Genomic DNA, 5711 nt, shown 5'->3' with positions numbered 1-5711 from the left:
AATGACCGCTTCGGAGAGGTGACACGGCCTTCGTTGCGAATTGTGCAGTGGTCTCCAAGGTGATCGCCTCCGCTGGATAACCTTTGGATAACCGCTTTGCCCCAAGCCATGTCTGGTTTCCCCGGGGGACTGTTATCCTCTGAAGATTTAGTCTAATTATTTCGAAGGGTATTAACCCAGTAGCCTTGCTTCTAAGCAGCCGGCCGGGGGTTCGAGTCCTCCCTGGCGCGCCAGGAATTTCGAAAAGGGGTCAGGCCTTTGGTGCCTGACCCCTTTTTTCTGTACGGAGAGCCATGTTGGCTGACGTTGCAAGCAAGTGCTCGAAAATATTGTTGATTGGTGACTGGATTGGGCAGGTGGGCGGTGCGGAATCATGGACAAGGCGCTCGCTGGCCGCATAAAAGCCAAAAGAACACCCGCATGCAGGTGCCCCTCGCGGTTGATCGCCACCGCTCTGGGGCTCAAGGCCCGCAGCAGGACCGCTACTGTTTCTTGAATGCCCCGCTGGTCACTTTTCCGCCATCCACATAAACGGCCTGAAGCACCCCATCCTTGAATTGAAAGATTTCCGTCTCTGTGGAGCCGCACTTGCTGTTCTGCACCTCTCTCTGAATAAACCTCACCTGACCATTCTCGGAAACAACATCACCTTTGTATGTGTTGCTCGTTGTATTCGCCATTGAGCAAGAAAACCAATCGGAGCTGTTGACGAATTTTGACGCCGTATACAAGTTGAATTTCAAGCGGCCAGGATTGGCCGGGTCAGCAAAAATTTCATACGTATAACTAGCCGCGTAGCGCTTTCCGTTCTTGTTGGAGATCATGTACTCGCCAAGCCACTTTCCGATCAGAGCTATCTCCGGCCCTTGCAACTGAGGCTGCGGCGACTGTTTGGCGGACGTGGGCTTGACTGTCGCCCCATGAACCGCCTTGGACGACTTTGATGCGGACGCGCCGCGCTGTTTTTCTGGATTGCCGTTCTTGTCGACCTCAACCAGTTTGCCGTTGATCTCCTTGAAATAATACCTTGCAGTGCGGCTAGGGCAACATCGAGCATCATTTGGGCCCCAGTCTGGCATGTCGACTTCAATAAAACCATTGTCGAACCGGACAAATTTTTTAATCGCGGCATCAGGTCCGAGATCGCACGACGCAACAACGTTCGCCATGCCATTCTTCATACGGACAAGATAGAGGCTGTATGCATAGTGAACAATTGGAAATTCACCGGATGAAATGCATACAACGGCATCCTGCGTCCCATCCTGTGACGCTTCGCCGATGACGAACTTGTCGATGAACGCCCGTTCATATTCGTCAGGTGCTTGAAAAGATCCACCCTTGAAAACAAATGTGTCGTATTTTAGGTTGCCAAGAGTTTCCTTTGTTATTCCGCCTGCTGCAAGCGCGTTTTCAATCAGGCAGCATGAAAATAATACAACGAAGGAAAATAATGCCGCTCTGAAGCCACGATTCACCATGACAACGCCCTCCACGAGCACAAGATAAATAAGATGCATTGAATGTTGAAGATTACAAAATGCCGTAATCCGAAACCATGAAAAGGACGCCTGTGATCCGCCAATGCATCAACAGGCGCGCGGATGCTCTCCCGGGTTACACACATTCATTGCAGGGCAAACATCCTCAGATTGAGCGCAACGCCTGCCCCTCGATCCTCAAACGGGCCGCATCCGGCTGACGGTCACTGCGGATCAGGACCAGGTGCTGCCGGACGTACCCTGGACCGAGGGTGTGGGCAACTCAAACCTCCTCCTGCATTACGACCAGAAGAATGCCTTGAGACTCCTCGTTGCGCAACTTGACAATGATCTGCTGTGTCGGGAGCGCACGATCCGACCGATTCAGGCGGAACACGATCTGACCGAACGGCAGAGTCTCCGAGAGGAGAACCTGCCCGTCCCCTTTTCCTTCCTGCACAGGGAGTGACAGAATCCACTGATGGTCAGTCCGATGAGCCTGCTCAAGGTCCGGGGGCCTGGCGGCCGTGCTCGGCGGCGCGGTCATGAGGGATTGACTAAGCCGCCCGCGTTCGTATGATGGAACATTAACTTCTTCGGAGGAATCATGACCCGATTGGTTGCCCTTGCCCTGTTTGGCGTCGTTGCCCTGGTGGGCGTTGCCGTTGCTGCCGGGAAGTACGACGGGCACTTCGGCGATATCGACAAGAACGGCGACAAGATCATCGTCAAGGAGGAGTTCGTGGAGTTCTTCAAGGCCAACGGCGATCCTGCCGGGGCCTTCGTGCTCATCGACGTGGACAAGTCCGGCGGCATCGACCACGACGAATGGCACGCCTTCAAGAAGGCGCACGGCTACGGACACAAGGACGAGGGGCACGCCGGGGACAAGAAGTAGCCAGGGCTGGCGATATCCACGCGATCCAAACAAATGGGGAGAGGCCTTCTGGCCCCTCCCCTGTTCATTGATGCGGGTTGCTCGATCCTGGGCGCTGCCCAGCGAGGGAAGCTTCTGGATCGTCTCCTTACGTCCAAGTAGGTGCCCAAGAAAACCCTAGGGCAATCCAAGGGGGGAAAATCGGTTCCTAGAGGTCTATTGGAAGAACGCGTCCGTCCGATAGGCATTTCACAAGGAGGCGGTCATGTCGCTGGTCATCAACCACAATCTCATGGCCATGAACGCGGCGCGGAACCTCTCCCAGTCCTACGGGGAGCTGGGGGTGTCCACCCGCCGCCTCTCCTCGGGCCTGCGTGTGGGCACGGCCGCAGACGACGCCGCCGGGCTGGCCGTGCGTGAGTTGATGCGCTCCGACATCGCCTCGCTCAACCAGGGCATCCGCAACGCCAACGACGCCATCTCGCTCATCCAGACCGCCGACGGCGCGCTGGGGGTGATCGACGAGAAGCTCATCCGCATGAAGGAGCTGGCCACCCAGGCCTCCACCGGCACCTACACCTCGGACCAGCGCCTCATCATCGATTCCGAATACCAGGCCATGGCCGACGAGATCACACGGATCGCCAGCGCCACCGATTTCAACGGCATCTACCTGCTCAACGGCAACCTCTCCACCAGCGTCCACGACGGGAGCGGGCTGGCCGCCACGGGCAAGCTGAAGGTCCACTTCGGCACCGGCAACCTGAGCGCGGAAGACTACTATTACATTCAGATCGGCAACGCCTCGGCCCGGGGCCTGGGGCTGAACGCGGGCGGAGCGGTTACGCCGGATTCCATCGCCGAGGTGGAAGGCCTCACGCTCACGCAGGACTGGTTGCCAGCCGGCAGCGGGGCGCCAGCCGTGATTCAGGGTGCGGTTGGATACGACCCGGCCTTTCGAATCTACGTAAAGAATGGAGCCCCACCTCTGTCGGATAGATACTATCTGGTCAACGACACGGTAGCGAGTAGATACCGTTTATTTCATACGGACTCGACTGCGACGACGCTCTACGGTGAAGTCGATGTTACCAACGCCACGGCCACCGGGGCCGCCTCCATCTCCACCCAGCAGCTGGCGCAGCAGGCCCTTGAGACCATCAACAAGGCCATCGTCTCCAAGGACACCATCCGGGCCAACCTGGGCGCGCTCCAGAACCGGCTGCAGAACACGGTGCAGAACCTCTCCATCCAGGCCGAGAACCTCCAGGCCGCCGAGTCGCAGATCTCCGACGTGGACGTGGCCGAGGAGATGACCTCCTTCGTCCGTTCGCAGATCCTCACCCAGTCGGCCATCGCCATGCTCTCCCAGGCCAACAGCCTGCCCAAGATGGCCATGCAGCTCCTCGGATAGCGAGGGGTCCGTCGGCCGCTTCCTCCGTTCCGCTCCGATCCGCCGGTTCGCCACTCCGCCATGGCGGAAGATGCGTCTCGTTCGCCGCTCCGAGTGCTTACTCTCGGCGGCGCGGTCATGAGGGATTGACTAAGCCGCCCGTGTTCGTATGATGGAGCATTAACTTCTTCGGAGGAATCATGACCCGATTGGTTGCCCTTGCCCTGTTTGGCGTCGTTGCCCTGGTGGGCGTTGCCGTTGCTGCCGGGAAGTACGACGGGCACTTCGGCGATATCGACAAGAACGGCGACAAGATCATCGTCAAGGAGGAGTTCGTGGAGTTCTTCAAGGCCAACGGCGATCCTGCCGGGGCCTTCGTGCTCATCGACGTGGACAAGTCCGGCGGCATCGACCACGACGAATGGCACGCCTTCAAGAAGGCGCACGGCTACGGACACAAGGACGAGGGGCACGCCGGGGACAAGAAGTAGCCAGGGCTGGCGATATCCACGCGATCCAAACAAATGGGGAGAGGCCTTCTGGCCCCTCCCCTGTTCATTGATGCGGGTTGCTTGTTCCTAGGCGCTGCCCAGCGAGGGAAGCTTCTGGATGGTCCTGCTGTTTTGGTCTACGAGCAGGCGGCAGTACCGCGAGGCGGTCAGGTGCATGACCGCTCGGGTTCCGTCGGGGCCTGGTTTCCGTAAATCTGTGATTGTGCAACAAAAGGCGTCGCATGGCGAAGTTTCAGATGTCTACCATGTGGCGCCTTGAAGCGTCGCTTGCTCAAGTATGGGACGCGCTGTACGACGTGTACAATTGGCCGTTGTGGTGGCGCGGACTTGAAAGCGTCGTGAAGGTTGAGGATAACTTGGGCGACATAGGAAGCGTTGCCACTTTCACGTGGCGGGGGGTTTTGCCGTACAGGCTGCGATTTAACATTACAACGACTGGCATAGATGCGTTGTCCATGATTTCCGGAACGTCAAGTGGTGATCTGGATGGGACAGGTGTGTGGCATTTTGATGTTGATCAAGGGTCAACAGTGGTTTGGTATGATTGGAAAGTTAGCACAACACGATGGTGGATGGACGCTCTTGATCCCGTTGCGCGTCCGCTCATCACCTGGAACCACGACATGGTCATGAAATGGGGAGGCGCAGGGCTGGCGCGGTTTCTGGGCACGAGACTTCTCGAGTTGAAAAAGCGCGCCGACTAACTGCCCGGTGTAAAAGTCGATTCATGCGGCCTATTCAAAAAACTCGCTGGCAAGGCGCAGGGTAAAAGCCAAGACCGAAGCGTATTTCACATGCGTGAGGGTTTGGCTTTTTCCCTGCAACGCAGCCAGCGAGGATTTTTCCAGTTGTTAAAGTTCAAATTGATTCGCGTCCATGGGGACATTGATTTTCAAGTCCTCCATGAGAACCTCCTCCACGAGGTCTCCCGCCAACCCGTATGCGCAGACTTTGACGGGGAGCCATGCGTCGATATCCAGCCAAAGCCGGTAGCGATGCACCCCGTCGATGGAAACCCCGTGCCCGCCTTCAACTTCAATCACCCGAGTTGTTTTGCCGAGCACGATTTCCTCCGCCAGCACGGCTGTTTTCCCGTTGTCCTGGAGTTTTCGCACTTGCGCCAGAAGCGTGCCGATGTCTGAGGCGTCTATCTGGTGTCCGCGGGCGCTTTTCACCAGCTTGTTTTCCGGGGACACCGTCAGAATCAAAGATTTTGCAAAGCCGAAAGGCTTCAACCGGACGACCCTCCGCTGAGGATTGTAGACCAGGACGGCGCCCTTGTGCGGTTTGACGAATTCCATCCGTATGTATCCTGGCTTTTTGTAGAAGTACCGGATGATCTCCTCCGAATTGCCATGCCCTGTGCGGAGCGTCGCACTGTATGACGTCACATTTTCATAGCACCCAAGGGAGTCGGCAACCGGATCAGTGTGCGCAGTGGTCAGGGC

7 protein-coding genes are annotated in these 5711 nt (G+C 57.3%); 5 read left to right on the top strand and 2 right to left on the bottom strand.

Annotation, left to right across the window (positions count from 1 at the left end):
* Positions 1–482: 482 nt before the first annotated feature.
* Positions 483–1481 carry a hypothetical protein gene (locus ACV4UY_RS16455; RefSeq protein WP_491608641.1) on the bottom strand — a complete coding sequence of 333 codons (999 nt, stop codon included), beginning with the start codon at positions 1479–1481 and terminating at the stop codon, positions 483–485.
* Positions 1482–1725: 244 nt separating this feature from the next.
* Between ACV4UY_RS16455 and ACV4UY_RS16450 the strand changes: the two genes are divergently transcribed.
* The 5 genes from ACV4UY_RS16450 (at position 1726) to ACV4UY_RS16430 (ending at position 4967) form a co-directional block, all read left to right on the top strand.
* A complete protein-coding gene (locus ACV4UY_RS16450; RefSeq protein WP_491608640.1) occupies positions 1726–1950 on the top strand; it encodes a hypothetical protein in 225 nt (74 codons plus the stop codon).
* A gap of 138 nt (positions 1951–2088) precedes the next feature.
* Positions 2089–2379, top strand: coding sequence for an EF-hand domain-containing protein (locus ACV4UY_RS16445; protein ID WP_491608638.1), 291 nt, complete (start codon positions 2089–2091; stop codon positions 2377–2379).
* Positions 2380–2623: 244 nt separating this feature from the next.
* Positions 2624–3772, top strand: a complete 1149-nt coding sequence (locus tag ACV4UY_RS16440; RefSeq protein WP_491608639.1) for a flagellin N-terminal helical domain-containing protein — start codon at positions 2624–2626, stop codon at positions 3770–3772.
* A gap of 179 nt (positions 3773–3951) precedes the next feature.
* Positions 3952–4242, top strand: a complete 291-nt coding sequence (locus ACV4UY_RS16435; RefSeq protein WP_491608638.1) for an EF-hand domain-containing protein — start codon at positions 3952–3954, stop codon at positions 4240–4242.
* Positions 4243–4484: 242 nt separating this feature from the next.
* A complete protein-coding gene (locus ACV4UY_RS16430; RefSeq protein WP_491608637.1) occupies positions 4485–4967 on the top strand; it encodes an SRPBCC family protein in 483 nt (160 codons plus the stop codon).
* 147 nt (positions 4968–5114) lie between these two features.
* On the opposite strand, the gene ACV4UY_RS16425 is transcribed toward ACV4UY_RS16430, so the two are convergent.
* A partial coding sequence (locus ACV4UY_RS16425) for a DUF1571 domain-containing protein (RefSeq protein ID WP_491608636.1) occupies positions 5115–5711 on the bottom strand: 597 nt, incomplete at its 5' end.

The sequence above is a fragment of the Candidatus Magnetaquiglobus sp. genome (assembly GCF_058402785.1).
Note: the sequence above shows the minus strand (reverse complement) of the source record. Positions and strands in the feature narration are given on the sequence as shown.

What these genes read in the sequence shown, in the direction of transcription:
- ACV4UY_RS16445 (WP_491608638.1), top strand. Translation starts at nt 2,089, where the DNA reads ATGACCCGATTGGTTGCCCTTGCCCTGTTTGGCGTCGTTGCCCTGGTG.
- ACV4UY_RS16455 (WP_491608641.1), bottom strand. Translation starts at nt 1,481, where the DNA reads ATGGTGAATCGTGGCTTCAGAGCGGCATTATTTTCCTTCGTTGTATTA.
- ACV4UY_RS16435 (WP_491608638.1), top strand. Translation starts at nt 3,952, where the DNA reads ATGACCCGATTGGTTGCCCTTGCCCTGTTTGGCGTCGTTGCCCTGGTG.
- ACV4UY_RS16430 (WP_491608637.1), top strand. Translation starts at nt 4,485, where the DNA reads ATGGCGAAGTTTCAGATGTCTACCATGTGGCGCCTTGAAGCGTCGCTT.
- ACV4UY_RS16440 (WP_491608639.1), top strand. Translation starts at nt 2,624, where the DNA reads ATGTCGCTGGTCATCAACCACAATCTCATGGCCATGAACGCGGCGCGG.